Annotated in this window: 19 protein-coding genes and 2 tRNA genes; 13 read left to right on the top strand and 8 right to left on the bottom strand. The window is 63.9% G+C overall.

All coding sequences use genetic code 11. The features are described 5' to 3' along the window. Positions 1-4: 4 nt before the first annotated feature. Positions 5-1,204, bottom strand: coding sequence for a cytochrome-c peroxidase (locus CK228_RS08070; protein ID WP_095787466.1), 1,200 nt, complete (start codon positions 1,202-1,204; stop codon positions 5-7). A gap of 7 nt (positions 1,205-1,211) precedes the next feature. Beyond that, positions 1,212-1,661, bottom strand: a complete 450-nt coding sequence (locus tag CK228_RS08065; RefSeq protein WP_095787465.1) for a FixH family protein — start codon at positions 1,659-1,661, stop codon at positions 1,212-1,214. Between the two features lie 151 nt (positions 1,662-1,812). Between CK228_RS08065 and CK228_RS08060 the strand changes: the two genes are divergently transcribed. Beyond that, the gene (locus CK228_RS08060; protein ID WP_095787578.1) at positions 1,813-2,733 is read left to right on the top strand and encodes a sugar kinase; all 921 of its coding nucleotides are present in this window, start codon (positions 1,813-1,815) and stop codon (positions 2,731-2,733) included. A 12-nt stretch (positions 2,734-2,745) separates the two neighbouring features. On the opposite strand, the gene CK228_RS08055 is transcribed toward CK228_RS08060, so the two are convergent. The 3 genes from CK228_RS08055 to CK228_RS08045 form a co-directional block, all read right to left on the bottom strand. Beyond that, on the bottom strand, positions 2,746-3,768 hold the full coding sequence (locus CK228_RS08055) for an aldose epimerase family protein (RefSeq protein ID WP_095787464.1): 1,023 nt from the start codon (positions 3,766-3,768) through the stop codon (positions 2,746-2,748). 90 nt (positions 3,769-3,858) lie between these two features. Then, positions 3,859-5,316 carry an NAD-dependent succinate-semialdehyde dehydrogenase gene (locus tag CK228_RS08050; RefSeq protein ID WP_095787463.1) on the bottom strand — a complete coding sequence of 486 codons (1,458 nt, stop codon included), beginning with the start codon at positions 5,314-5,316 and terminating at the stop codon, positions 3,859-3,861. Positions 5,317-5,517: 201 nt separating this feature from the next. Beyond that, on the bottom strand, positions 5,518-6,471 hold the full coding sequence (locus tag CK228_RS08045; protein WP_095787462.1) for an AEC family transporter: 954 nt from the start codon (positions 6,469-6,471) through the stop codon (positions 5,518-5,520). Between the two features lie 112 nt (positions 6,472-6,583). Here CK228_RS08045 and CK228_RS08040 point away from each other — a divergent pair, with 112 nt between their 5' ends. From CK228_RS08040 to CK228_RS07990, 11 genes are all read left to right on the top strand, one after another. Then, complete coding sequence (locus CK228_RS08040; protein WP_095787461.1) at positions 6,584-9,604, top strand: caspase domain-containing protein; 3,021 nt, start codon at positions 6,584-6,586, stop codon at positions 9,602-9,604. A gap of 99 nt (positions 9,605-9,703) precedes the next feature. Then, a complete protein-coding gene (locus CK228_RS08035) occupies positions 9,704-10,252 on the top strand; it encodes a histidine phosphatase family protein (protein ID WP_095787460.1) in 549 nt (182 codons plus the stop codon). Positions 10,253-10,481: 229 nt separating this feature from the next. Then, positions 10,482-10,555, top strand: a tRNA-OTHER gene (locus tag CK228_RS08030). A 1-nt stretch (position 10,556) separates the two neighbouring features. Beyond that, positions 10,557-10,624: transfer RNA gene (locus CK228_RS08025), tRNA-Asn, on the top strand. Positions 10,625-10,985: 361 nt separating this feature from the next. Beyond that, the gene (locus CK228_RS08020) at positions 10,986-12,131 is read left to right on the top strand and encodes a slipin family protein (RefSeq protein WP_179295840.1); all 1,146 of its coding nucleotides are present in this window, start codon (positions 10,986-10,988) and stop codon (positions 12,129-12,131) included. Positions 12,132-12,301: 170 nt separating this feature from the next. Further along, complete coding sequence (locus CK228_RS08015) at positions 12,302-12,583, top strand: acyl carrier protein (protein ID WP_010909964.1); 282 nt, start codon at positions 12,302-12,304, stop codon at positions 12,581-12,583. A 56-nt stretch (positions 12,584-12,639) separates the two neighbouring features. Then, complete coding sequence (locus CK228_RS08010; protein ID WP_095787459.1) at positions 12,640-13,830, top strand: beta-ketoacyl-ACP synthase; 1,191 nt, start codon at positions 12,640-12,642, stop codon at positions 13,828-13,830. A gap of 54 nt (positions 13,831-13,884) precedes the next feature. Then, positions 13,885-15,156 (top strand): beta-ketoacyl-ACP synthase, encoded by a 1,272-nt coding sequence (locus CK228_RS08005; RefSeq protein WP_095787458.1) that lies wholly within the window; start codon positions 13,885-13,887, stop codon positions 15,154-15,156. A gap of 36 nt (positions 15,157-15,192) precedes the next feature. After that, a complete protein-coding gene (locus CK228_RS08000; protein ID WP_095772912.1) occupies positions 15,193-16,221 on the top strand; it encodes a zinc-binding dehydrogenase in 1,029 nt (342 codons plus the stop codon). 13 nt (positions 16,222-16,234) lie between these two features. Then, positions 16,235-17,221, top strand: coding sequence for a lipid A biosynthesis lauroyl acyltransferase (locus CK228_RS07995; RefSeq protein WP_179295839.1), 987 nt, complete (start codon positions 16,235-16,237; stop codon positions 17,219-17,221). 320 nt (positions 17,222-17,541) lie between these two features. Beyond that, the gene (locus CK228_RS07990; RefSeq protein WP_245437991.1) at positions 17,542-18,195 is read left to right on the top strand and encodes a class I SAM-dependent methyltransferase; all 654 of its coding nucleotides are present in this window, start codon (positions 17,542-17,544) and stop codon (positions 18,193-18,195) included. Here the strand turns inward: CK228_RS07990 and CK228_RS07985 are convergent. The 3 genes from CK228_RS07985 to CK228_RS07975 all read right to left on the bottom strand — a co-directional run bounded on the left by CK228_RS07985 (position 18,183) and on the right by CK228_RS07975 (position 21,378). After that, positions 18,183-19,397, bottom strand: coding sequence for an NAD(P)/FAD-dependent oxidoreductase (locus tag CK228_RS07985; protein ID WP_095787457.1), 1,215 nt, complete (start codon positions 19,395-19,397; stop codon positions 18,183-18,185). The two genes, CK228_RS07990 and CK228_RS07985, sit on opposite strands and share 13 nt — an antisense overlap. A 1-nt stretch (position 19,398) precedes the next feature. After that, positions 19,399-20,682, bottom strand: a complete 1,284-nt coding sequence (locus CK228_RS07980) for an ATP-grasp domain-containing protein (protein ID WP_095787456.1) — start codon at positions 20,680-20,682, stop codon at positions 19,399-19,401. Between the two features lie 264 nt (positions 20,683-20,946). Next, positions 20,947-21,378, bottom strand: coding sequence for a L,D-transpeptidase (locus tag CK228_RS07975; protein ID WP_095772917.1), 432 nt, complete (start codon positions 21,376-21,378; stop codon positions 20,947-20,949). Positions 21,379-21,598: 220 nt separating this feature from the next. On the opposite strand from CK228_RS07975, the gene CK228_RS07970 reads away from it, so the two are divergent. Next, positions 21,599-22,876 carry an acetylornithine deacetylase/succinyl-diaminopimelate desuccinylase family protein gene (locus tag CK228_RS07970; protein WP_095772918.1) on the top strand — a complete coding sequence of 426 codons (1,278 nt, stop codon included), beginning with the start codon at positions 21,599-21,601 and terminating at the stop codon, positions 22,874-22,876. The last annotated feature ends 25 nt before the right edge of the window (positions 22,877-22,901 follow it).

The raw sequence follows: 22,901 nt of genomic DNA, 5'->3' as shown, positions 1-22,901 counted from the left end.
CAGCTTACTCCGACAGCGTCTTCAAAAACGCCACCAGCGCCGCGCGTTCGCGGTCCGACAGCTGCAGCGGATGGATCTCGGTTGTCCCCCTCACGCTCGCCGCCGCCTTGGCGTAATGCGCCACCACCTCGTCGAGCGACGAAAACTGCCCGGCATGCATATAGGGCGGCCGCGTGGCCGCGCCGCGCAGCGACGGCGTCTTGTAGGCGCGCACCAGTTCCGGCGCATCCTTGACCATGAAGCGCAGCTCGCTGCAGGCGCTGACGTCGCCGTCACGGTAGGCGCCGAAACAGTTGAACGGATCGGCCTCGACCTGTGCAACCGCGTCGACCCGGCCGCGATCCGGCGGCAGGTCCGCGACGGGCGGCACGCCGGTGTTGTGAAAACCGTTGTCGGTGAAGCGCGGGCCATTGTGGCAGGTCACGCAATTGGCCTTGCCGATGAACAGTTTCAGCCCAAGGATTTCTTCCCGCGTAAAGACGGCATCGCCCTTAGGTTCGGCGCCGGTGGCAAGGTCCAGGGCAAACCGGTCGAAGCGCGTCTGCGCCGGCTCGATCGAGCGTTCGAAGGCCGCGATCGCCTTGCCGATATTGGCAAAGACGCGGTTGATGGCGTCGCGCTGCGCATCGCTCATCACGTTCCAGGCAGCCCTTTCGGCATCGTTGCCAAGCGGGCTCGCATTCAACGGAATGCCGGCAAAATCGGGCAACGGCCCGAAAATGCGCTCATAGCGCTCGCCGAAGCGTGCCTTGATGTAGTGCGCGTAGGCAGTACGGTTTCCTGCTTGCTCCAGCGGATTTTCCAGCGGCGTCAGCGCTTGCGCCCACAGGCTGTCGCGGCGGCCGTCCCAGAAGAACCAGGGATCGCGCGCCACGCCGGCCAGCGGCATGGTGCGCCGGTTGGTGCGGCCGACGCCCAGGGCTTGCGGCAGGTCGTCCTGGAACTGGCGGTCGATCTTGTGGCAGGTCGAGCATGACACCGTGCCATCGCGGCTCATGCCCAGATCGAAGAACAGCGTCGAGCCAAGGGCCGCGGCGGCCGGCACGTCGGCGAAGCGATTGGTGGTGTCGGGTTTCAGCGACGGCAGCGTGTTCAGAGCCAGCGAGGCGATGGTTTTCCTCTCAGCGTCGGAAAAATCCGGCTTGCCGCAGCCCACGAGGATGACGGCAACCATCAGCGCCAGAAAGCAGAAAAGGCGCTTCATCGATCGCTCACAGCACCACGTTGAACAGCACCGTATCTGAGCCGGCGCCGGACGAGATGGCGAACCGAACTTGCCACCAGCCACTCATGGTGAATTTCAGCCCCTCGATGCGGTAACGGCCATCGCCGAGATAGTCGGTCACCTGCGGGCTGGTCGGCAGGCCGTGATTGTGTTGCGGCATGCCGCCGGAGATGGCGATCGCAGCTCGCTCCACCGAAGCCCCGGTCTTTGTTTTCAGCGTCAGCAGCCAGGATTCCAGTTCGCCCTGCCGCACCACGCCCCGTTCCGGTACGAAGCTCGCCATGTAAAGCCCGTTGTCGGTTTTCTTCGTCCGCGAGAGATCCGGGCCAGCAAGCTGCGCGCTTTGCGGCGCCGTTAGATAGACGACCGCGAGCACGCCGACCAGCAGAGCAGCCAGACCAAGACCCGCCAAAAGATAACGCCATATCGATGCCAAACCGGTTCCTCTTCTGCGGATAACGCTCGGCCGGGTGGATCGCGTCCCGCCAGCCTGTGGGAAAACGCTGTGGCGCAAAAAAGCCTGCTTGCCAAGCATGGCGCTGCCGCCGGCAAAAAGCTACAGCACCGAAATCAATGGAGGATTGCAGATGGCGGGAAACGGCGTCGCCTCGATCGGCGAATGCATGCTCGAACTGTCGGGCCAGACCGGGCCGAACTGGCGCATGGGTTTTGCCGGCGACACGTTCAACACGCTATGGGCGCTGCACGCGTTGAGCAAGGACCGGCCGGCGACCTATGTCTCGGCCTTCGGCGACGACCCCTTTTCGCAAGGCCAGATAGGCTTCTTCGCCGAAAACGGCATCGGCATCGGTTCCAGTCCGATAATACCGGGCGCGCGGCCCGGCCTCTATGCGATCACCCTGACAGGTGCCGAGCGCTCCTTCACCTACTGGCGCGGCGACGCCGCCGCCCGGCAGCTTGCCTCGGATCCCGCCGCACTGTCGAAAAATCTTGAAAATCAGGCGCTTGTGTACTTTTCCGGAATCACTTTGGCAATTCTGGACGATGCCGCACGCAAAACACTGCTGGAAGCCGTCGCTAAGGCACGCGCCGCTGGCTCGCTGATCGCCTTCGATCCCAATTATCGGCCACGGCTTTGGCGCAACCGCGAAAGCGCGCAGGCAGCGATCGTCGAGGCACTCGGCGTCACCGACATCACCCTGCCAACCTTCCCCGATGAACAGATGCTGTTTGAGGATGCAACGCCGCGGGCGACCGCCGAGCGGCTCAGGCAATGGGTCGGCGAGGTCGTCGTCAAGAACGGCGAACAGCCGGCGCTGATCGCCGAGAGCGGAACATTGCATGACGTGCCGGCGATCCATGTCGCGGCCGCCGTCGACACCACCGGCGCCGGCGATTCCTTCAATGGCGGCTACCTCGCGGCGCGTCTTGCCGGCCATGGCCCGCGCGAAGCGGCAAGCCGGGCGCATCGCGTCGCCGCCGCCGTGGTCCAGGTTCGCGGCGCCCTGGCGCCATTCGAGACGCTGCGGGCAGCGTTCGAAAACTAGCCGCCTGGAGACCTATGGAAGGCGGAAACGGTATTCCGTCACGTGGTGATAAATCGCACCTGGCCAGAGCGTTGCCTGCGGGAAATACGGCCGGTTCGGCGCATCCGGCCAGATTTGCGGCTCCAGGCAGAAGGCGGAAAAAGCCTGGTAGTCGCGGCCTTCCAACCCCTTGCGCGGCGTCACATACTGGCCGGTGTAGAGCTGAACGCCTGGCTCGGTGGTCCAGACCTCCATCTCGACGCCGGAGCTCGCCCCTTGCGTCCATGCCGCTTGCCGCAACGGCCCGCGTGCCGAGGCAAGGCAGAAATTCTGGTCGTAGGGGAGCTGCTCGCCCTCGGTCTCCATGCGCAGCGGCCGCGCCTGGCGGAAATCGAAGGGCGTGCCGTCGACCGGCTTGACCACGCCGGTCGGGATCATGTCGCCGTCGACAGGCAGATAGGCGCCGGCGTTCAGCATCATCCTGTGGTCGAGAATGTCACCGGCGCCGCCATCATCCAGGTTGAAATAGGAATGCTGGGTGAGATTGCACAGCGTCGGCTCCTCGCAGGTCGCCGTCAGCTCGACGCTGAGCGTGCCGGGGATCTTCAGCCGGTAGGTGCAGGTGACGTCGAGCGCACCGGGAAAACCCATCGCGCCGTCGGGATCGTGCAGCGTCAGCGTGACGAAGTCCCTGCCGTGCAGCGAAACCGCCCACGGCCGATGCGCATAGCCCTGTGAGCCGCCATGCAGCGTATGCTTGCCGAGGAAGTTTTGCTCGGTCTGGTAGCGGTTGCCACCGATGGTGAAGCGGCCGTCGCGGATGCGGTTGGCATAGCGGCCGACCACCGCACCGAAGAAGGCGTTGTCGGCCTCATAGGCTTCCAGCGTGTCGTAGCCGAGCACCAGCGGCGCATCATGGCCTGTCAGGCGCAAATCCTGGATGATGGCGCCGAGCCCGATGACGTTGGCGGTGAGGCCGCCGCCCCTGATGGTGAAGCGGCGTACCGGCTCACCCGCCTGCGTCGTGCCGAAAACCTCGCCGTCCTTCATTGCCATGCCCGCAAACGTCAGTTGATCCAAAGGATTTCGGCTGGTTTTCTCGACCCAAGGCGGCGGGCCAGGCCCGCCGACTTCAGGGACAAGGTATCAGAGGCCGAGGCCGCCGATACAGACATATTTGGTATCGAGGTAATCCTCGATGCCCTGATGTCCGCCTTCCTTGCCGAGGCCCGATTCCTTGACACCGCCGAACGGCGCCTCCGGCGTGGTGATCAGGCCTTCATTGACGCCGACCATGCCGTATTTCAGCCCCTCCATGACGCGAAAGGCGCGGCCGAGATCGCCGGTGTAGAAATAGCAGGCAAGGCCGAATTCGGTGTCGTTGGCGAGCGCTATTGCTTCCGCTTCGGTCTCGAACTTGAACACCGGAGCGACCGGCCCAAAAATCTCTTCCTTCATGAAGCGCATCTTGGGCGTCGCGTTGGCGATCACCGTCGGCTGGAAGAACGAACCGCCGAGCGCATGACGCTTGCCGCCGGCGACAATCTTGCCGCCCTTCGAGGTCGCGTCTGCGATCAGTTCCTCGACCTTCTCGACCGCCTTCTCGTCGATCAGCGGCCCCTGCTGCACGCCTTCCTCGAGGCCGGAACCGACCTTCAGCCCGTTGCTGGCGGCGGCCAGCTTCTCGACGAACTTGTCATAGACGCCGGCCTGGACGAGGAAGCGGTTGGTGCAGACGCAGGTCTGGCCGGAATTGCGGTATTTGGCGGTGATCGCGCCGGCGACGGCACGGTCGATATCGGCGTCGTCGAAGACGATGAACGGCGCGTTGCCGCCAAGCTCCATCGACACCTTCTTCACGGTAACCGACGACTTCTGGATGAGGAGCTTGCCGACTTCGGTCGATCCGGTGAAAGTGATCTTCGACACCAGCGGATTGGCGCAGATCTCGTCGCCGATCTCGCTGGCCGAGCCGGTCAGGATGTTGACGACGCCCTTGGGGAAGCCGACTTCCTCGGCAAGCGCGCCCCAGGCAAGACCCGAATAAGGCGTCTGCGAGGCCGGCTTGACGACGGCGGTGCAGCCGGCAGCGAGCGCGGGACCGAGCTTGCGGGCCAGCATCGAGGACGGGAAATTCCACGGCGTGATGGCGGCGATGACGCCGACCGGTTCCTTGGTCACCAGGATGCGACGATCGGCCCATGGTGAGGGCACGACGTCGCCATAGGTGCGGCGGCCTTCCTCGGCGAACCACAGAATGTAGGCCGCGGCCGAACCGATCTCGCCCTTCGATTCGAACAGTGACTTGCCCTGCTCGATGGTCAAGAGCTCGGCCAGCACGTCCTGATTGTCCATCATCGCGTCATGCAGCTTGCGCAAGAGCTTCGAACGCTCGAGCGCGGTCGTCTTGCGCCAGGTCTTGAAGGCGGCGTCCGCGGCCTCGATGGCGCGGCGGGTCTCGGCCTTGCCCGATTTCGGCACGGTGCCGATCTTGAGGCCGGTGGCGGGGTTGTTGACGTCGACCGTCTGGCCACTATCGGCCTGCACCCATTCGCCATTGATGAGATTGGCCTGCCGCATGAAATGGCTGGTTTTCTGAAGCATGGTCTATCCTCCGTTCGGCGCACTGACGGGCCGGTCTGTGAAATCTTCGGTGAGCGTGCGCCATGATTTGAAGCCGGCACGCCGGAGCCACTGCTCTTTACCTAGGGCAAGGCCCGCAAGCAATCGCAAGATGGCATATAGGGGTTGGGCCAGCCCGGGACGAGAGCAAGCTTTACCGCCTCGCCTGGATTTGCGCATCGCCTAGCCAAAGACATGTAGGACAATCGTCAGCCAGAAAGCCGTGGTGACGGCGGCGCAGGCGGTGGCGATGGTCATCTGGTTCGATGCAAGCGCCTGGCCGGTGTTGAACTGCACGGCGATCAGGTAGGAGTTGATGCCGGACGGCAGCGCCGCCACCACGACCGCCACCTTGGCGGTCATCGGCGGCAGGCTGAGCAGCCAGACGAAGGCAAGAACCAGCGCCGGCATCAGGAACAGTTTCAGCGCCGAAAGCGCCAGTGCCGGCCGGACATTGCCGGAGATGCCGAAGCGGCGCAGGCTGAGCCCCATGGCAAACAGCGCCACCGGCCCTGCCGTGTTGGCCAGCGCATCGACCAGCCGCATGACGAGCCTGGGCAGCGGCGGCACGCCGCTCAGCCGCCATGCCAGGCCAAGCAGGATGCCGATGATCAGCGGATTGATGAACAGCCGCCGCAGGAAGCTTCGCAGCACCCGCAGCGGATGCACATGTTCGTCACCGCCTCGGCCGAACATCTCGAACAGCACGATCGAGGCCATCATCATGACCGGCAGATGCACGGAGACCAGCAGCGACAGCACCTCGAAGCCGCTCGGGCCGAAGATGCCGAGAATGAAGGGAGCGCCGAGCAGCACGACATTGGAATAGGCCGACGATACGCCTCCGACGACGCCGGCGCGCGCGTCGCGCCCGAAGATCCGCGTGGTGACGAGATGGCCGGCGGCCCAGGTGATCGCCGCCGCCGCGAAATAGGCTCCCCACAACGGCCACGGCGCAACGCCGTGGAAATCGGCCTTCACCATTGTCTGGAACAGAAGCAGCGGCATCGCCACCGAGACCGCGAAATCCGATATCCCCTCGCCGCTCGCCGGTCTGAGATAGCCGGTCAACCCGGCGAAATAGCCGAGCGCCACGAGACTGAAGACGAAAAGCACGGTTTCTGTAAGCGGAGACATTTTTTCAGGGATAGGCGAGCCATGCGCGCGGCGCAATCGCGCCCGAATTTGATCATGGTATGCTGGCAACGTTATAGAGGGTTTGGAGCATCAGGGCGGACACGAACGGCAAATGACCTTTGTCGAAACCTCAGGACGCAATCTTCTTGCACGGATGTGGCTGACAGCTTTCGTCGCCGCCCTGTTTTGTCTTGCCGCGACGGCGCTTGCATTTGCCGAGGCGAAAAGCCTCAAGGGCGTGGCGCTGATCATCGGCCAGTCGAACTACCTGCACATCGCCGCCCTGCCCAACCCGGCCAATGACGCCCGCGACATGGCCAAGATGCTGACCGACCTCGGCTTCGACGCCCGCAACGTCACCGATCGCGATGCCGCCAAGCTGAATCGCGATCTCGAACGCTTCGTCGAGGACGCCGAAGGCGCCGACGTCGCTTTCATCTATTACTCCGGCCACGGCATCGAAGCCGGCGGTGAGAACTATCTGGTTCCGGTCGATGCCGATGTCACGTCGCTCAAGGACGCGGGCCAGGAGTTGGTGCCGATTTCCGCCGTCATGGACGAGTTGAAGAAGACCGTGCCGGTGACGATCATGCTGCTCGACGCCTGCCGCACCAATCCGTTTCCGGCGGACGCCGTGGTGCGCCGGGCGCCGACCGCTTCCGCCGAGCCGATCGGCGCCGGCGGGCTGGAACCGGTGCGCGGCGCCAAGGCGCTCGCCAACGCGTCGGCGCAAGATGCGAGCCTGGGCACGGTGGTCGGCTTCGCCGCCGAACCGGGCCGACCGGCGCTCGACGGCGCGGCCGGCGAAAACAGCCCCTATGCCGCCGCCCTGCTGCGCCACCTCGCGGCGATGAAAGGCACGGAGTTCGGCTCCGTCATGCGCATGGTGACGGAGGAAGTCTATCTCGACACCAAGGCCAAGCAGCGCCCCTGGGTCAATGAAAGCCTGCGCCGCCTGCTGTATTTCGGCGTCGCGCCACCGGAACCGACCGGCGACGACGGGCTGATCACCGGCGAGAGGCGGCAGTTGCTCTTGACCATTTCCGACCTGCCCGACCCGAAGCGGGCGCAGGTGGAACTGGCCTCGCTGCAGGAGGGCGTGCCGCTCGACGCGCTCTATGGCGTGCTGAGGGCGCTGGGAACGGACAAGATCCCCGAGGATCCGACCGATCTGCAGAAGGTGCTCGACGCGCAAGCCGAGCGCCTGAAGAAGATGATGTCCGAGCGTGCGGCACTGCGCACCGACGATCCCGAGATCAAGCGGCTGGTCGCCTCCGCCGACAAGGCCATTGGCCAGGGCGCCATGGTGACGGCGCGCAAATTCCTCGACGACGCGGTCGGCAGGGTCGAGCAGAACAGCGGTGCCGTCGACGAGGCCGAAGAACTGGTCAGGCAGAAACGCATCGCCGACGCCGCCATCTATGCCAAACGCGCCGACGCCGCCGCACTGGTCTTCGACTACAAATCCGCCGCCAACGACTATGCCAAGGCCTTCTCGCTGGTCGAGAAATGGGACGACAAGCTGCGCTGGAACTACAAGAACCAGGAAGCCGAGGCTCTCAACGCCCACGGTTACGCCACCGGCGATCTCGATGCATTGCAGCACGCGATCGAGGCCTATCGCGTCATCCTGAACTTCATTCCCAATGGCGAGCAGAACAGGGATTGGGCCATCACCCGCAACAACATGGCTGTGGTGCTGCAGACCATCGGCGAGCGCGAGACCGAGACCGCACATTTGGAAGAAGCCGCGCAGATCTTCCGCGCTTCGCTCGTCGTCTTCGAGCGCGAGAAGGACGATCGCAACTGGGCGGCCGCGCAGAATAACCTTGCCAATGTCCTCTTGAAGATCGGAGAGCGCGAGAGCGATCCGAAGCGTCTAAACGAGGCAGTGGCCGCGATGCGCGCCACGTTGGAAAAGCGCCCGCGCGACAAGCTGCCGGTCGACTGGGCCGCTTCGCAGAACAATCTCGGCCTGGCGCTCTATGCGCTTTCCGAACGCGAACCAGCCGGCGAGCACCTGAAGGACGCGGAAGCCGCCTACCGGCTGGCGCTCGAGGAATACACGCGCGAGAAAGCCCCCGTGGAATGGGCGATGGTCGAGAACAATCTCGGCAACACGCTGGTGACGCTCGGCATCCAGCTCAACGACAAGGCCAAGATCAACGAAGCGGCCGATGCCTTCCGCGCCGCGCTGAAGGTGCGAACCCGCGAGACCTTCCCGGTCTCGTGGGCGACCAGCCGGCTCAACCTCGGCAACGCGCTGAGCGGTGTTGCCCGCTTCGACATGGGCACGGACACGCTTGAAGAGGCAGCCGCGGCCTATGACGATGCGCTGACGGTGTTTACCCGGCAGCGCTTCCCGATGGACTGGGCGTCCGCCCAGAACAATCTCGGCTCGATCTACCAGACGCTTGGCCAGCGGACCCGCGACGCGGCCAGGCTCGAACAGTCGGTGGCAGCGTTCCAGGCAGCCCGGCAGGTCTATGTCAGGCGGAAATTCCCGCAGGATTGGGCCATGAGCCACTACAATCTCGGCAACACGCTGCAGCTGCTTGGCGGCGTGACGGACAAGCCCGAGCACTACAGCGAGGCTGTCGACGCCTACAGCAATGCGTTGCGCGAGTACAAGCGCGAGACCAACCCGCGGCAATGGGCGCTCGCCCAGGCCGGCCTCGGCTCGACGCTGCACTGGCTGAGCATGAGCAAGGCCGATCCCAAAACCCTGCGGGATTCGATCGCCGCCCGGCGGGCGGCACTCGAAGTGCTGACCATCGAGACGGCACCGGTCGACTGGGCCAACGCCCAGAACGGCATCGGCATGAGCCTGCTCAATCTCGGCAATATCGAACGGACCGGAAAATATCTCGACGAGGCCGAGGCGGCCTTCACGGCGACGCTGACGGTCTTCACCAGGGAAAGCCAGCCCATGCAGTGGGCCTTTGAGCAGAACAATCTCGGCGACATCCACTGGAACCGCGCCAGCTATGGTGGCGGCAAGGCCGAGTATGTCAGGGCTATCGCGTTCTTCGAGAATGCCAAGCAGGGCTTTACCGAAGCCGGCTACACCATTCCCATCCCGCTTACCGACCAGAAGATCGATCTGGTGAAAAAGCAAATCGCCAAAAAGTGAGGCTGGGACATCTGCGACGCCCGCTTGTCTTTGTGCCGGCGTTCCGATCCCTATATGCGAATGACCGGAACCCGATGTCGGGCTCCTGGAAGGACTGCGATGATCCGATTTGCCCTGGCCCTGTTGCTGCTCGTCGTTCCCGTCGCGGCCCATGCCACGGATGCCGGCTGGGCGCTGCTGCGCGATGGCGGCCATGTGGTGCTGCTGCGCCATGCCATGGTCACCGGCACCACCGATCCGACCAATTTCGACATCGACAGCTGTGCCACCCAGATCAATCTGTCGGCGCGCGGCAAGCAGCAGGCAAGCAAGATCGGCGCCTTGTTTGCCGCTCGCGCCGCGCCGATCGAACGCGTGCTGTCCAGCCGTTACTGCCGCTGTCTCGACACCGCGCGTATCGCCTTCGAGGCCGAGCCGGAGCTTTTTGCCCCGCTCGATCTCCTGAAGGGCGACGACGGGCAGAAGGCAGCACAGATCGCCGCCATCATGAAGGAAATCCGCGCCTATTCCGGCTCCGACAATCTGGTCATGGTCACCCATTTGGAAGACATCGTGGCGCTGACCGGTGTTTCCCCGCGCGAGGGCGAGGCCGTGGTCGTCGAGCCGCAGGGCGACGGTCTGCGCGTGCTCGGCCGCGTCACCTTCTGAGGCCACTGCGTTCCATCCCGGGCGCGGCAGACAGTGTTGCCGAAATACCACCGCCGAAAGAAGCCGTAAATTCGCCGCGACAATGCCGCTTGCGACAACCCGTCGCAGGGGCTATAGGCGCGCACCCGGTCACGAAAACCGAAGTGAGCACAACGGTTGGAGCTTTCGTCTCCGCCCGTGCAGGCGGCTTTGCCGCGCTGTATACGGTGCCGCTTTGGGGATTGGGATCGCGGACGTAGCTCAGCGGAAGAGCGCCGGATTTGGGTCCGGAGGTCGCAGGTTCGATTCCTGCTGTCTGCACCACGGATAGCTCAGTTTGGTTAGAGCATCAGATTGTTAATCTGACTGTCGAAGGTTCGATTCCTTCTCCAACGGCCTGATAAGCCGACACCTTTGGGTGGTGTTATCCAAAAACGGTCCGGAGACCGGAATGCTGAAGACCTGACGAACAGCCGAAGCCTGCTGGCCAGGGCCGTATCGAAAGGTCCGACGCCATCGGTTCGCGGCCAGGTCCGCGGTGACGATCAAGGCGCAGTGTCGCCGGCAAGGGAGGCTTCGACCTCCGACGCCCGCTTCGCTGCCCCGCGATCCGCTCCCGAAGGCCCGCCACGGATCGATGCCACCGGTCTCCGGATCATTCGTGCCCGGAAGATGATGTGAAACGAGAAACGAAGGGAAGATCGACGCATGAGTTGACGCCTCGCATGGGGCCATGCCCGACAGGAGTAAGACAATGACTGTTCTCGATAAGGTTCTTGGACGCGAGCGCGTCCTCGTAAGGGAAAACGAACGTGCCCTCACCCTCTACAAGGGTGAGATCAAGGCCGTCCTGATGCCGGGCGAGCACTGGCTAGCCAACCGGCGCGGGAGCCTGGAAGTGTCACGGCACGATCTGAAGAACCCGGAATTCGTTTCGGCGTACGAGAAGGCGTTGTTCGACAAGCTCCCGGATGTGGCCGCGCGTCATTTCACCGTCGTTCGCACCGGGCGCACGGATGTCGCCATCATCGAGCGTGACGGAAACCTGCATGCCGTTCTGGCGCCGGACCGCAAGCTGGTTCTGTGGACCGATGCCGGGCCGTGGACGGTGACGACGGTCGATACTTCGGCCGATCTGGCCATCGATCCGGCGGTCATGCGCCGGCTCGGCCAGGCCCGGAAGGCGGAGTTGATGTCCGTCCATCCGGTCGTCGATGGCCAGGCCGGCCTGCTGTTCGTCGATGGTGTCCTGGTCCGGACGCTAGCCGCGGGCGTGCACGGCTTCTGGAATGTCGGACGCCTGCTGCAGGTGAAGGTCGTCGACCTCAAGCGCCAGTCGCTCGATGTCGCCGGGCAGGAAGTGCTGACCAAGGATCGCGTGACGATCCGCGTCAACATCGCCGCCGAATACCGGGTCGTCGACCCGGTCAAGGCGGTGAGCTCTGTGAAGGACTTCTCCGAGGCCCTTTATCGCGCCCTGCAATACGCCTTCCGCAAGACGCTGGGCGCGCTGACGCTCGACCAGATTCTTGAAAAGAAGGTGACGGTCGACGAGGAAGCCGCGGCCAAGGTCCGTGCCGACATGGCCGAGATCGGCCTCGAGGTCAGCGATATCGCCCTCAAGGATGTGATCCTGCCGGGCGAGATGCGCGAGATCCTCAACCAGGTGGTTTCGGCCGAAAAGCAGGCCGAGGCCAACGTCATCCGCCGCCGCGAGGAGACGAACGCCACGCGTTCCCTGCTCAACACGGCCAGGGTGATGGCGGAGAACCCGGTGATGCTGCGGCTGAAGGAGCTCGAGGCTCTGGAAACCATCGCCGGCAAGGTCGAGCGGCTGACTGTCCACAACGGAACGGGCGGGCTGCTGAACGACCTGGTCAAGCTCCGTGACAACAACTAACCTGACGTAATGGGAAGGGCCGCCGGGTTGACCGGCGGCCCTTCTTGCGTTTCTTGGGCACGCTTCCCATCTGCGCCCGGACTATCAGGCCTTTTCCTGCCGGGAAAAACCGATTAGACAGCGCCCAAACAGGATGCGGACAGATTCCGCCCGCAAAGAAGGAAAAGCCCTTGTCCACCACGTTCGACAAAGTCGCCAAGATCATTGCCGACACCAGCGAGATCGATATCGACACCATCACGCCCGAGAGCCACACGATCGACGATCTCGGCATCGACAGCCTCGATTTCCTCGACATCGTCTTTGCCATCGACAAGGAATTCGGCATCAAGGTGCCGTTGGAAAAGTGGACCCAGGAAGTCAATGACGGCAAGGCTTCGACCGACGACTACTTCGTCATGAAGAACCTGTGCGCCAAGATCGACGCGCTCGTCGCCGCCAAGACCGCCTGACGTCAGTTGAGCGCGTGACCTTGACGCGCTTTGCCGCCTGACCCACAAAGCCGCCCATGAGTAACCCCCGCGACGTCGTCATCACTGGTATCGGCCTTGTCTCCTCGCTGGGAGAAGGCCCTGACGCCCACTGGCAGAAGCTCGCGCAACCGGGCCTGCGGCCGGTGCTCGAAACCGCGCGCTTCGCGCCCTATACCGTTCATCCGCTGCCGGAGATCGACTGGAACCTGCAGATCGCCAAGCGCGGCGACCAGCGGCAGATGGAGACATGGCAACGGCTCGGCACCTATGCCGCCGGCCTGGCGCTCGACGATGCCGGCATCAAGGGCAATGACGAGCTTTGCACGACCATGGACATGGTGGTGGCCGCCGGCGGCGGCGAGCGAGACGAGGCGGTCGACGCCGCCATCCTCGCCGCTTCGGAAAGCCGCAACGACCGCGATGTACTGCTCAACGAGAAGCTGACCACGGAATTGCGGCCGACCTTGTTCCTGGCCCAGCTTTCCAACCTTCTCGCCGGCAACATCTCCATCGTCCACAAGGTGACGGGCTCCTCGCGCACCTTCATGGGCGAGGAAGGGGCCGGCGTTTCCGCCGTCGAGACGGCCGCGGCGCGGATCCGCTCGGGCCAGTCGACGCACGTGCTGGTCGGCGGCGCCTTCCAGACCGAACATTCCGATATGCTGCTCGGCTACGAGCTTGCCGGCTATCTGCATCGCGGCCCCTGGAAGCCTGTCTGGCAAAGGCAGGGTGCCGAGGGTGGCGGCGTGGTCTCCGGCTCCGGCGGCGCCTTCCTGGTGCTGGAACAGCGCGACCACGCAATGAGCCGTGGGCGCAAGATCTATGCCGAGCTCGGACCGGTCGTCTCCGGCCGGGCCAGGCGGTCGCGCGGAGAACTCGACGCCGAAATCGCCGGACTGCTCAGCCAGGCGGCGCTGCCGAACGGCAGACTGCTCGCCATGTCGGGCGCGTCCGGCGCGCATGCCGCAACCACTGCCGAGAAAACAGCGCTCGATGCCGTCGAGACAATCGCCGCGCGCGGCTTCTCGACGCTGACCGGGCACATGAAGGAAGCGCAGTTTCCGTTCGCCGTGGCGCTGGCGGCACTCGCCGTTGACCGTAAGGCCGCCTACCCCGTCTTTGATGCCGCGGCCGAGAAGCCGTTCGAAGGCATTCCCGCAAGCGTCCTTGCAACGGCGATCGGCTATCACCAATTCGAAGGCATGGCGCTGGTCAAATCAGCGTAAGGCGGGCACTCGCCATGCTGCCATGCTGCAGAGATAAACCGCTCGAGGGCTCCGATGACCAATTTCAGAGATCACATGGGCAGGCCGATCGTCGCCGTCACCGGTATCGGCGTGGTGACTTCGCTTGGCGTCGGCAAGGCTGACAATTGGGCGGCGCTGACTTCGGGCAAGTCGGGCATCCACCCGATCACCCGCTTTCCGGTCGACCACCTCAACACCCGCATTTCCGGCATGGTCGACTTTCTGGACGCAAGCTCGAAGGGCGCCAGCCCCCTCACCTACGAGCTGGCCGAAACCGCCGCGCATGAAGCCGTGGCCGAATCCGGCCTTGATTCCAGCGATTTCGGTGGGCCTCTCTTCCTTGCCTCGCCGCCGGTCGAGCTCGACTGGCACGAACGCTTCTCGCTCTACAATTCCGACAAACAGGACGCCGGCGCCGAAAGGCTGCTGCGGGTAGCGCGCGGACTGAAGGAACTCGACATCTTCGAGACCACCCAGTTCGGCTCGATCGCTGACCGGCTCGCCGACCGGTTCGGCACGCGCGGCCTGCCGATCACGCTGTCGACCGCCTGCGCCTCGGGCGCCACAGCCATCCAGCTCGGCGTCGAGGCGATCCGCCGCGGCGAATGCGACCGGGCGCTGTCGATCGGCGCCGACGGCTCGGCGACCGCCGAGGCACTGATCCGCTTCTCGCTGCTGTCGGCGCTGTCGACCCACAACGACATTCCCGAAAAGGCTTCCAAGCCGTTCTCCAAGGACCGCGACGGCTTCGTGCTGGCCGAGGGCTCCGGCGCGCTGGTGCTGGAATCGCTGGAAGCAGCCCTGGCCCGTGGCGCGACCGTGCTCGGCATCCTGCGCGGCTGCGGCGAAAAGGCCGACGATTTCCACCGCACCCGCTCCAAACCTGACGGTTCGCCGGCAATCGCGGCGGTTCGCGCCGCCCTTGCGGATGCGGGCCTCAGCAAGGACGAGATCGACTACGTCAACGCCCATGGCACCTCGACGCCGGAAAACGACAAGATGGAGCATTTGTCGCTGTCGACAGTGTTCGGCGAGCGCATCGGCTCGATGCCGGTCTCGTCGAACAAGTCGATGATCGGCCACACACTGTCCGCGGCGGGCGCCGTCGAGGCGGCGTTCTCGCTGATGACGATGCGCGAAAGCGTCATTCCGCCGACCATCAACTACGACAATCCCGACCCGGCGATCGTGCTCGACGTGGTGCCGAACAAGAAGCGCAACGCCGAGGTTCGCAGCGTTCTGTCGAACTCCTTCGGCTTCGGCGGCCAGAACACTTGCCTTGTCATGGCGCGGGAACCGGTCTAAGCGACCTTTTTCAGCCCCACTGAACCGACAGGCCCAATGCGCGCATTGCAACTTATCGAGGATCGCCGTCTTGAGACGGTGGACCTGCCGCCTCCCCCGCCACCCGCACTCGGCGAAGTCACGCTGCGCATCAAGGCAGTGGCGCTGAACCATATCGACGTCTGGGGCTGGCGCGGCATGGCCTTCGCCAAGCGCAAGCTGCCGTTGGTTGTCGGCGCCGAGGCCTCCGGCGAGGTCGAGGCGGTCGGTCCCGGCGTGTCCAGCCTGCTGCCCGGGCAATTGGTGTCGATCTACGGCGCGCGCACTTGCGGCCTTTGCCGCGCCTGTCGCGAAGGCCGCGACAATCTCTGTGAACATGTTTCCGGCGTCCACGGCTTCCATCTCGACGGTTTTGCCCAGGAGAAGATCAACCTGCCGGCGCGCCTGCTGGTCCCCGCCCCGCCCGGCGTGAGCGATATCGGCGCCGCGGTGGCCCCCGTCACCTTCGGCACGGTCGAGCACATGCTGTTCGACAATGCGAGATTGCAGCCCGGCGAAACCATCCTCGTCCATGCCGGCGGCTCCGGCATCGGTTCGGCGGCGATCCAGCTGGCGAAGCGGATGGGCTGCACCATCATCACCACGGTCGGTTCCAACGACAAGATCGACAAGGCCAAGGCGCTCGGCGCCGACCAGGTCATCAACTACCGCGAAGACCGCTTCGAAGGCGTCGTGCGCAAGCTGACCAAGAAGAAGGGCGTCGATGTCGTCTTCGAACATGTCGGCGCCGACACCTTTGCCGGTTCGATGCTGTGCCTGAAGCGCGGCGGCCGCCTGGTGACCTGCGGCTCGACCTCGGGCGTTTCGACGCAGATCAACCTGATGCAGCTCTTCCAGCAGCAATTGAAGCTGCTCGGCTCCTTCGGCTGCCGCATGGAGAACATGGCCAACGCCATGCAGAAAATGGCGGCGGGACAGGTCGCGCCGGTCATCGACACCGAAGTCGGCTTCGACGATATCGACGCAGCGCTGAAGCGCATGGAAGGCCGCGACGTCTTCGGCAAGATCATCCTGCGCGTCGCCTGAGGCCTTGACTTCGGTGCTCAAGAAGTTTCGCCGCGATCTCAGGTTTCGCTATGGCAGGCAGCTGCGCCAGCTGAACTACTGGCTGGTCGCACGTGCGGCGATGATCATCATTTCGGTGCTGCGCCTGCTGCCGGTCGACAGCGCGCTGAATTTCGCCGACCGCGTCGCGCGCTTCATTGGTCCCAGGGTCGGACGCCACCGGGTCGCCATCGACAATCTGCGCAAGGCCTATCCGGAAAAGAGCGAGGACGAAATCCAGGCTATTGCCTCCGACATGTGGGGCAACATGGCCCGCCTTGCCGCCGAATACATCTTCCTCGACGCCCTGTTCGACTATGACCCGGCCGCCAGCACGCCCGGCCGCGTCGAGGTCAAGGGAATAGAGCATTTCGTCGAGATCGCCGCGGAGAAGCAGCCGCACATCGTCTTCACCGGCCATCTCGGCAATTTCGAGCTGCTGCCGGTGGCGGCGGCGACCTTCGGCATGAATATCACGGCGCTGTTTCGCCCGCCCAACAACCCCTACCTTGCCGACTACATCCTCTCGACGCGGCGCTCGACCATGGGGGCGCTGCTGCCGTCGATGGCCGGCGCTTCCTTCGCATTGGCCGGGGTGCTGGAAAACGGCGGCAATATCGGCGTCCTTGTCGACCAGAAATTCTCCAATGGCCTGGACACGACCTTCTTCGGCCGCCCCTGCCAGAGCAACCGTGTGCTCGGCACGCTTGCCCGTCACTATGACTGCGACGTCTATCCTGCGCGTTGCATCAGATTGCCAGGCAACCGCTTCCGCCTCGAGATCGAGGACAGACTGGTCCTGCCGCGCACCGCCGACGGCAGCGTCGACGTCCACGCCACCACCCAGATGCTGAACGACGTGGTCGAGCGCTGGGTGCGCGAGGATCCCGGCCAGTGGATGTGGTTCCACAAAAGGTGGGAGATCAGCAACTGGCGGCGTAAAAAGCAGCCGCAGGCAAAGGCGCCGGCCGCGAACAGCTGACCCCTGAAGTGTTTGGCGCCTGCCATTTCCGGTACCGATGGGCCGCGATCCAGACATTCGTAACGTCGCTGGTCAGGGAATCTTAAACGACGAGAGCGCACATACCCCACCGAGATGTTCATCGACTGGGATGGAGCCCGTGGCATGACGAATATCGAAATGCCGCGCCTGGATCGGGATGGCCTCGAAGATCGTTCCTTCGGCCGTCTTGGCCGGGCATGGTCCTATCTCCGACAGCATGGCCTGCTGGAGCCGCTAAGGTCATCCGCCGGCATGGGCTCGGCGCAAGCCTTGGCTTTGTCCAGCGCAACATCAGGCATATGCTCGCCGACCGTCTCGCCCGCAAATGGGATCGCCGGCACGGCGTCGATACGGCCGGCTCGATCCAGCTCGGCGCCCTCAATGTCGTCGGCCCGCACCGCGCCATGGGCAATGAAGCCGTCTGCACGTCGCCCAGAACCTTCGACTTCATCATGAAGTCGCTGCCACGCGATCTCCATGCCCATACATTCATCGACATCGGCTCCGGAAAATCGCGAACGCTGTTGCTGGCCTCGCAATATCCGTTCGCCGAGATCATCGGCGTGGAGTTCGCCCGCGAACTGGTGGACATCGCCCGAAGCAACATCGAGCGTTTCCGCGACCCGTCGCAGCGATGCCGAGCGCTCAGCGTCGTCGAGACCGATGCGGCGGCCTACGATTTTCCGCAAGTGCCCCTGGTGGTCTATTTCTACAATCCCTTCTCACAGGACGTCTTCGATATCGTCTTGAAGAATCTCATATCGTCGCTCGAACGCCACCCGCGGGATTGCTTCATCGTCTATGGCAGCTCGAGCCACCGCGCCATCGATTGGGCAAGGCCCGCCATCCGTGACACCGGTATTTTCCGGGAACTGTCCGTGCCGGCCATGCCGGGCTTCCTCGATGCGGTCCGCACCATCGACTACGCGGTCTTCCAGCTTCAGGCAGCGTAACGTCTGTCTCTCGTCCTCTGAATGAAACGGGAGACGGTGCGCGCGGCGAACGGCGTGCCGGCGGTGAACCGCATCAGCGGGCCAAAGCTGTCGACCGCGCTCGCGCCGACGAAATGCAGGCCCGGGATGCTGGATTCGAACCCGGCGGAAAGCAGCGGCAACCCTTCCCGGCGCGCAATCGGGGCAAGCATGGCGGGTGGGAACAGACCGAGCTTGGCGATATCTATCCGGTAGCCCGTGCCGAGCAGGACGTGGTCGAAGGTGGCGGCATCCTTCTCGAACCGCAGTTCGATGCCATTGTCCTTGGCGGATGCGCTGATCATCCTGCTGCCGGCCCTGATCTCTATCCCGTCGAAATCCGGCTTCAGCCAGCCCGTCGCACCGGCACCGAGGCTGCGCCTGTTGAGTCCGGCCCGGGCTGGCTCCGGGAACCGGTGCACGAAGCCCGGGACCTCGACCAGCCAGGAAATCGGGAACGGACCGACCCTGGACGGCGATGCGAGCCGCTCCGACAGGAAGTCGCGCAGGCTCCAGCTCTGCTTTCCCGACAGCGCCCGATAGCCCAGCCAATGGATGTCGCCATGGCAGATGAGCTCGACTTCGGCCCCGTTTTGTTTGAGCAGAACGGCGGATTCGCAGGCGCTTTGCCCACGCCCGATGACGGCGACGCGCTTGCCGCGGAAGGCCTCATAACCAGTATGGTCGCTGGCATGGCTGACAAGTTCTTTTTGGATGCCGTTGAAGACAGCGGGGATCAGTTGCTGGTTCATCAGGCCGGTGGCAACCACGACGCGACGCGCCTTCAAGGCATCGCCATCGGCCAGTGCCAGACGAAATCCGCCATTCGCCTTCTCGACGCGGTCCACCTTGCGGGTATCCAGATCCGGAACCGTCTGGGCCTGGATCCACAATCCATAGTCGACGAAGTTTTCGAGCAGCAGCGGTTCGCGTGGCGAGATTCCAAGGACCTTGGCATAGGAATCGAGCGAGAGCGGACCTTTGGTGTGGCCGATATAGGTCGCGTGCCAGGGCGAGCGCAGCCTCATGCCTCTCGGCATATGGTCGCGCCAGAACGACATCGCGCCGCCGAGGGTAAGCGTATCGACGCCCGCTCGCTTGAGGGCGGAAGCCACGGCCAGCCCAAAAGGACCGGCGCCGATCACGGCCACCTCGCAGTCGGTCCTGGGCGTGAAAACGGTCATGTCAGCGGTCTCGCCTGTCTGGTTCTGCAGCCGTGGAACTCACTCCGTCACGCCGCCGTCCTAAACATTTCCCGGTTAAGATTGCGGAAAGTATCCGTCGCGTCAGCACTCTCCAGGCCGTCAACGGCACGTCGATCAGGCCAGGCATCGGGTCATTCGCCTGGAATGTCGCCCATGCCCGTACTTTGGCGAATGAACTGAAATAGGCGAGTTTTGCCAACCGGCCGCTCGAGATCAACCGGCCGGCCGCCACAATATCCCGGACCAGATACATCCACGACGTGTTGGGCCGCGCTGAAGCTGTCTTTACCGGCTGGCCCGATTGGATCGCCCAAAGCATGGCGCCGAGGTCGACGCCAGCGGCGGCACCCAGCCCGAACCATGTCCAGGGCCGTGGATTGACGTCGAGCACCTTCATCGAGCCATCGCGCGCATCGCGCTTGAATTCGACCTCCACCAGCCCGTGATGCGCGATCGATCCAAGCAGCCGGCGCGCGGCGTCGATCAATTGCGGTTCGTCGACCACCTCCACGAAGGTGCTGGTGTAGCCGAAATCGACCGGATATTGCCGTGTACGGCGGGCGGTGAACTCCGCCACCGGCGCGCCCTCATTCCAGAGCGCCGCGTAGGAGAACTGGCCCTCGCCTCCGCCCGGTATCATCTCCTGAACCACGACATTGTCGCTGCCGATCTCTTCGGCAGCCCAGGCATAGGCTGCCAAAAACGCTGCTCTGTCATTGGTGAGAACGGCCTTGGCACGCGCAAAACGGCTGCGCCCGCCCATATTCGGCTTCAGGATCACGGGAAAGCGAAGTTCGGCTGCCTCTGCCTGCTCGAGCGAACTGATCGCATAGGTCAGTGGAACGGCAAGCCCCAGTTCGCCCGCCCGGCGATACAGCAGCGGCTTTTCACAGACCCATTTCAGTTGCTCCCAAGGCGGCAGCACCACGTCGAACGCGGCGGACAACCGGTCGATCGATTGCGATACGAAGCGAACTTCTGGATCGCCGCCGGCGATCAGCAGAAAACCGCCCAGCCCATGAACCTTGGCCAGATCGAGCAGGAAGGCGACGGCACCACCATCGTCGGGGCCGGGCCACGTCATTGTCCGCCGGGCATATCGCGAAAAGCCGGGCAACGGCGTGTCGTTGCTCACCAGCCAGACAGGCACTTTCCGAGCGCCGAAGCTTCTGGCCAGCGCCAGCGTCCCGTGCGCCCCGCCAAGAATGAGCACCCCGGCGGGCCGACTGGGAAGACGATCGTCCATCTGTGACTGGGGATGCATCTGTCAATTCCAGCAAACGGCACGCAACGGCAGATTTCCGGCGAACCGATTGATCAGCCGGCAATATTTAAGCTACTCCTAATAATTCAAACCGCCCGATACTGCCAATTGTCCTCAGTCAGACATTGGCATGGAAAGCACACCCCTTATCCCTCGGCAATAGCCCTCAATCTCGGAACAGGTAAACCTTGGCCGATTGTTGTTGCCGTCAGTGGAATGTCTCGCGCCGGGCTCCGGCCCGGCAACGAGAATTCGCGCGTGCTGCTAGTTCGTCACGACAATGCGCGTGTTGCCGAAGCCCACTTCCCGCACCATGGCATAGAACGTCGCGGCATTGGCCGTGTGCAGCCGCACGCAGCCATGCGAGGCCGGACGGCCGAGTTGCCTGACGGCGCCCGTCCCATGAATGGCATAGCCGCCATGGAAGAACACCGAATAAGGCATCGGCGACATTTCGTATTTGCGCGAATACCACATCCGTGCGGTCCGCTGCGGCCGATACGTGCCACGCGGCGTGAAATAGCCCGGACGGGCAGTCGACACGACCCAGCGATAGACCTCCGAGCCGTACCGTACCGTCATCGTCTGCGACGACACGTCGATATTTGCTTCCAACATTGCCGCGTAACTTGCGGACGGCGTACCAAACAGCGCGGTTGCCAACATCGCCGCTGCTACGAGAAAGAACTTCCTCATGCGATCACACCCCTTTGATTGCCCCTTGCCTTCTTGCCATCACGTTGTTTTTCACCTTTTTAATGGCAGTGAACAGCTAGCACACACTCCTTGATCAATTCGCCAATCCAAAGCAGCGAATTTGAACGATTTCCCGCGATAGTTGCCGCAACGACACGCCGCACCGGCTTGATTGCCGGCGGGCTTGCAATGCAACGTCGTTCGTTGCTCAACTCCCCTGATGAACGAGCGACTCCTTCAAGCAATCGATGACAGGCGCGACGATGTCGTCGCGCTGACCGCTGACCTGATCCGTTTCCCGACCATCAATCCGCCCGGCGAGGCCTACCGGCCATGCGCCGAATATGTCGGCGCGCGGCTGAGGAAGCGTGGTTTTGAAACCGAATTCATTCGCGCCGAAGGCACGCCCGGCGACACTGATCGCTACCCGCGCGTTAATGTCGTGGCCCGCTTCGACGGCCGGTCGCCCGGCGCCTGCGTCCACTTCAACTCGCATATCGACGTGGTCGAGGCCGGCGACGGCTGGACCGTCGATCCCTTTGCCGGCATCGTCAGGGACGGCAGGGTCTATGGACGCGGCGCCTGCGACATGAAGGGCGGCCTGGCCGCGTCGATCATCGCCGCCGAAGCCTTCATGGAGGTCTATCCCGACTTTCCCGGCGCCATTGAGATATCCGGCACCGTCGACGAGGAGTCCGGCGGCTTTGGCGGTGTCGCCCATCTGGCCAGGCTCGGCTATTTCTCCAAACCCAGGGTCGACCACGTCATCATCCCCGAGCCGTTGAACAAGGACCGCATCTGCCTTGGCCATCGCGGCGTCTGGTGGGCCGAGATCGAGACCAAGGGCGAGATCGCGCATGGCTCGATGCCGTTTCTCGGCGATAATGCGGTGCGCCATATGGGTGCCGTGCTCCAAGCTTTCGAGGACGAACTGTTCCCGGCGCTCGACCGCAAGATGACGCGCATGCCGGTCGTCCCCGAGGGCGCCAGGCGCTCGACCATGAACGTCAATTCCATCCATGGCGGGCAGACCGAGGATTTCCGGCCTGGCCTGCCCTCGCCCAACGTGCCCGATTCCTGCCGGCTGACCATCGACCGCCGCTTCCTGCTCGAGGAAGACCTCGCCACGGTCAAAGGCGAAGTGACCGGCATTCTCGAGCGGCTGAAGCGCGAGCGCAAAAAGTTCGATTACGAGATCCGCGACCTGATGGAAGTGCTGCCGCTGATGACCGAGCGCGACGCGCCGGTGGTCAGGGCGGTGGCGCAAGGCATTCATGCGATCTTCGACCGCGAGCCCGACTACGTCATTTCGCCCGGCACCTACGACCAGAAGCACATTGCCCGCATCGGCCACATCTACGACTGTATCGCCTATGGGCCCGGCATTCTCGATCTCGCCCACCGGCCGGACGAGTGGGTCGGCATAGAGGACATGGTGGAATCGGCAAAGGTGATGGCGATCGGCCTCAACGTGCTGCTGCGCGGCACAACCGGATGATCGGCCCGCGGCGCAAAAACATTTC

It is taken from the genome of Mesorhizobium sp. WSM4312 (assembly GCF_002294875.1).
GTDB lineage: Bacteria > Pseudomonadota > Alphaproteobacteria > Rhizobiales > Rhizobiaceae > Mesorhizobium.
Note: the sequence above shows the minus strand (reverse complement) of the source record. Positions and strands in the feature narration are given on the sequence as shown.

Coding starts and splice junctions, on each gene's coding strand:
- CK228_RS08070 (WP_095787466.1), bottom strand. CDS start 1,204: ATGAAGCGCCTTTTCTGCTTTCTGGCGCTGATGGTTGCCGTCATCCTC.
- CK228_RS08060 (WP_095787578.1), top strand. CDS start 1,813: ATGGCGGGAAACGGCGTCGCCTCGATCGGCGAATGCATGCTCGAACTG.
- CK228_RS08055 (WP_095787464.1), bottom strand. CDS start 3,768: ATGGCAATGAAGGACGGCGAGGTTTTCGGCACGACGCAGGCGGGTGAG.
- CK228_RS08050 (WP_095787463.1), bottom strand. CDS start 5,316: ATGCTTCAGAAAACCAGCCATTTCATGCGGCAGGCCAATCTCATCAAT.
- CK228_RS08045 (WP_095787462.1), bottom strand. CDS start 6,471: ATGTCTCCGCTTACAGAAACCGTGCTTTTCGTCTTCAGTCTCGTGGCG.
- CK228_RS08040 (WP_095787461.1), top strand. CDS start 6,584: ATGACCTTTGTCGAAACCTCAGGACGCAATCTTCTTGCACGGATGTGG.
- CK228_RS08035 (WP_095787460.1), top strand. CDS start 9,704: ATGATCCGATTTGCCCTGGCCCTGTTGCTGCTCGTCGTTCCCGTCGCG.
- CK228_RS08020 (WP_179295840.1), top strand. CDS start 10,986: ATGACTGTTCTCGATAAGGTTCTTGGACGCGAGCGCGTCCTCGTAAGG.
- CK228_RS08010 (WP_095787459.1), top strand. CDS start 12,640: ATGAGTAACCCCCGCGACGTCGTCATCACTGGTATCGGCCTTGTCTCC.
- CK228_RS08005 (WP_095787458.1), top strand. CDS start 13,885: ATGACCAATTTCAGAGATCACATGGGCAGGCCGATCGTCGCCGTCACC.
- CK228_RS08000 (WP_095772912.1), top strand. CDS start 15,193: ATGCGCGCATTGCAACTTATCGAGGATCGCCGTCTTGAGACGGTGGAC.
- CK228_RS07990 (WP_245437991.1), top strand. CDS start 17,542: ATGCTCGCCGACCGTCTCGCCCGCAAATGGGATCGCCGGCACGGCGTC.
- CK228_RS07985 (WP_095787457.1), bottom strand. CDS start 19,397: ATGACCGTTTTCACGCCCAGGACCGACTGCGAGGTGGCCGTGATCGGC.
- CK228_RS07980 (WP_095787456.1), bottom strand. CDS start 20,682: ATGCATCCCCAGTCACAGATGGACGATCGTCTTCCCAGTCGGCCCGCC.
- CK228_RS07975 (WP_095772917.1), bottom strand. CDS start 21,378: ATGAGGAAGTTCTTTCTCGTAGCAGCGGCGATGTTGGCAACCGCGCTG.
- CK228_RS07970 (WP_095772918.1), top strand. CDS start 21,599: ATGAACGAGCGACTCCTTCAAGCAATCGATGACAGGCGCGACGATGTC.